Annotated in this window: 2 protein-coding genes; both read right to left on the reverse strand. The window is 39.2% G+C overall.

The window, feature by feature from the left end; all coding sequences use genetic code 11:
* Nucleotides 1–424: 424 nt before the first annotated feature.
* Nucleotides 425–802 (reverse strand): hypothetical protein, encoded by a 378-nt coding sequence (locus I2G61_RS16205; RefSeq protein ID WP_072685612.1) that lies wholly within the window; start codon nt 800–802, stop codon nt 425–427.
* A gap of 11 nt (nt 803–813) precedes the next feature.
* A partial coding sequence (locus I2G61_RS16210) for a hypothetical protein (RefSeq protein ID WP_229100794.1) occupies nt 814–2,305 on the reverse strand: 1,492 nt, incomplete at its 5' end.

Raw genomic sequence — 2,305 nt, forward strand, 5'->3', positions numbered from 1 at the left:
CATACGTATATTCTTCCGACTTCTTATCTTCATCCGTCGCTTTGATCAGTTCGCCTGAAGTATTGTAGGCATACAGCACTTCCGTCTGATCATAATACCGGCGCGTGACCTTGCCCATCTTGTTGATAAATTCCAGAAATGACGCTTGAGCCATGGCGATCAAGCGTGAATGCTGAGAGTTACAAAGATAAGTATTATAGAATTTCTAATTTTTTAAATATTATTATCTTAGCTTCTAAGTGAAAACCAATTAACACAAATTCCTTACTAAGTCTAGATAAAACTGGTCCAGAGTCAGTCTAATACAGCAACAAAAATTTCCTATGGATTAATTATTTCTCTTGTTTAACAAAGCTGGCAGGAAAAGTTTTTATAATCCTTTTCCTGCCAGCTCTATTTAACCATCCACGACACAATTACAATATTATTCCAAGCATGGTGTAATAATATTTTCAGATAAAGCTAAATTTTCCACGCTTTCCATTAAAATTTTTTTAGCTTCAAGATTATCCTCAACAAATAACCCCCAGAAACCATTAATATCTTCTCTATTCAATTCGGAGTTTGCTATTTGAATAGGTGATATTAATATACTCTCTTGATTTATTGTTATAGCATAATCCTTCAATACATTTGTTTGAACTTCAAACATATCTGCCTCATAAATTGCAGGATATCCTTCATTATCAATCAGCCTATACCTGATTGTGTTACTTTTGCGTTTTATAATTATTTCTACTACTAAATATATATTTCCCTCCTTTAGTTGATGTCTAAAAGACTTTTTACATTTTACTAGCATATTTATCTCCTTTAATTTTTAAACTTAAAGTCATCAAACAAATGATTAACTGGATCATAAGAAAAATGTATTGTTACTTTTCTACCAGAATCTGTTCTATATACAACTTCCCATTTTTCCCAGTTTTTCCAACGTTCATCTCCTAACTCATCTATAACTCTTCTGACTGAATTTCCTTCTCCTGGATTAAATGGATTTTTCTTTGTATTATCCATCGCAATTTCTTCAACTATATCCTGTGGTTTTGTCCTACCAGTAGATCCTCTCCCTTCTATTTCTACATAATCGTTGTTTATGGATTCCTTCCGATCATTTTTTGCCTTTTGATCTACAGATGATCCACCACCATTCGCAATCGCAGATTGAGTGATGCCTAAGGCATCCGTAACCTCCGAACTGATTGACGTTACGCCTTCCAGTGCGATTGAGTATCCGATTATACGGCCACCCTCTAATGCCAGACTTCCATTTGGCTGGACATTCCCTCCTGGCGTATTCGTAACATTTGCATTTCCCTGCGCTCCGAAGGCTCCTGCCATCGTGATCGCTGATAATGCGACCTTCTTCAGATCCTCTTCGCCTTTTTCTTTATCTCCGCTCTTGTATTCGTAGATTCCATACACCGTTGCTCCGCCATAGGCTGCTGCCGCAGTGTTTCCCAATAATGCAGCTAACGCTGGCAGAGTTCCAAACGAGGCCGCTGTTAGGTACAGTACCGCTGCTCCGCTGCCGATTATCACAAGATTTTCTACTGGATGATCTATGAAGCTTTGAATTGTATTCTGGGTCACTCTCTTTACGGCGTCTCCGACTTCCCCGGCTTTTTCACCAACCCACTTCAGTCCTTTTTCAATTTCGCCCTTCGCTTCATTACACCAGCCGCTGACACGATTCGCTAATGATCCTATCTTGTCTGTTACATCCTTGAAATCGATACCTTTATATCCAGATAAGATGGCTTCTACTTCCCGTTTCTTTTCAATTTGCTTAGTAAACGCTTCAGTTGCTCTCCTCAACCCTTCATTCAGATCCGCAAATTTACTTGTCGTCTGTTTCTTCAGTTCTTCCTCTGCCTTTTTTGCTGCCGCTTCCTGTGCTGCTCTCAATATAGCTAGAGCTGCGTCATTTGCTGCATTAACATAATTGTTGGGCGTACTTCCATTATTACTACTTCCACCTCCGGAAGAAGGTCGACTCGGTTCATCATATTGATAAGTAATCGCTTTATCATATTGCTTATAGATCGGTGGGGTCGTTCGATAGCCTGTGGGATTCGTATTATTTCTTTGCGGTGTACTTTGTTTTGGCGGATTGAATGTGTTCTTCACCGTATTGACGACGTTATTCACTGTTTTCTTCACTGTATTGACAACGTTGTTTACAGTCTTCTTCACTGTGTTCACAACTTTGTTTACCGTGTTTTTTACCGCTCCCCACAGACTCCACTTTCCGGTTGGGTCAAAGTACTTGTTCGGGTTGTTTCTGCCATAGTTATACCGGTTC

It is taken from the genome of Holdemania sp. 1001095H_141210_F2 (genome assembly GCF_015558105.1).
In the GTDB taxonomy this organism is placed as follows: Bacteria; Bacillota_I; Bacilli_A; order Erysipelotrichales; family Erysipelotrichaceae; genus Holdemania.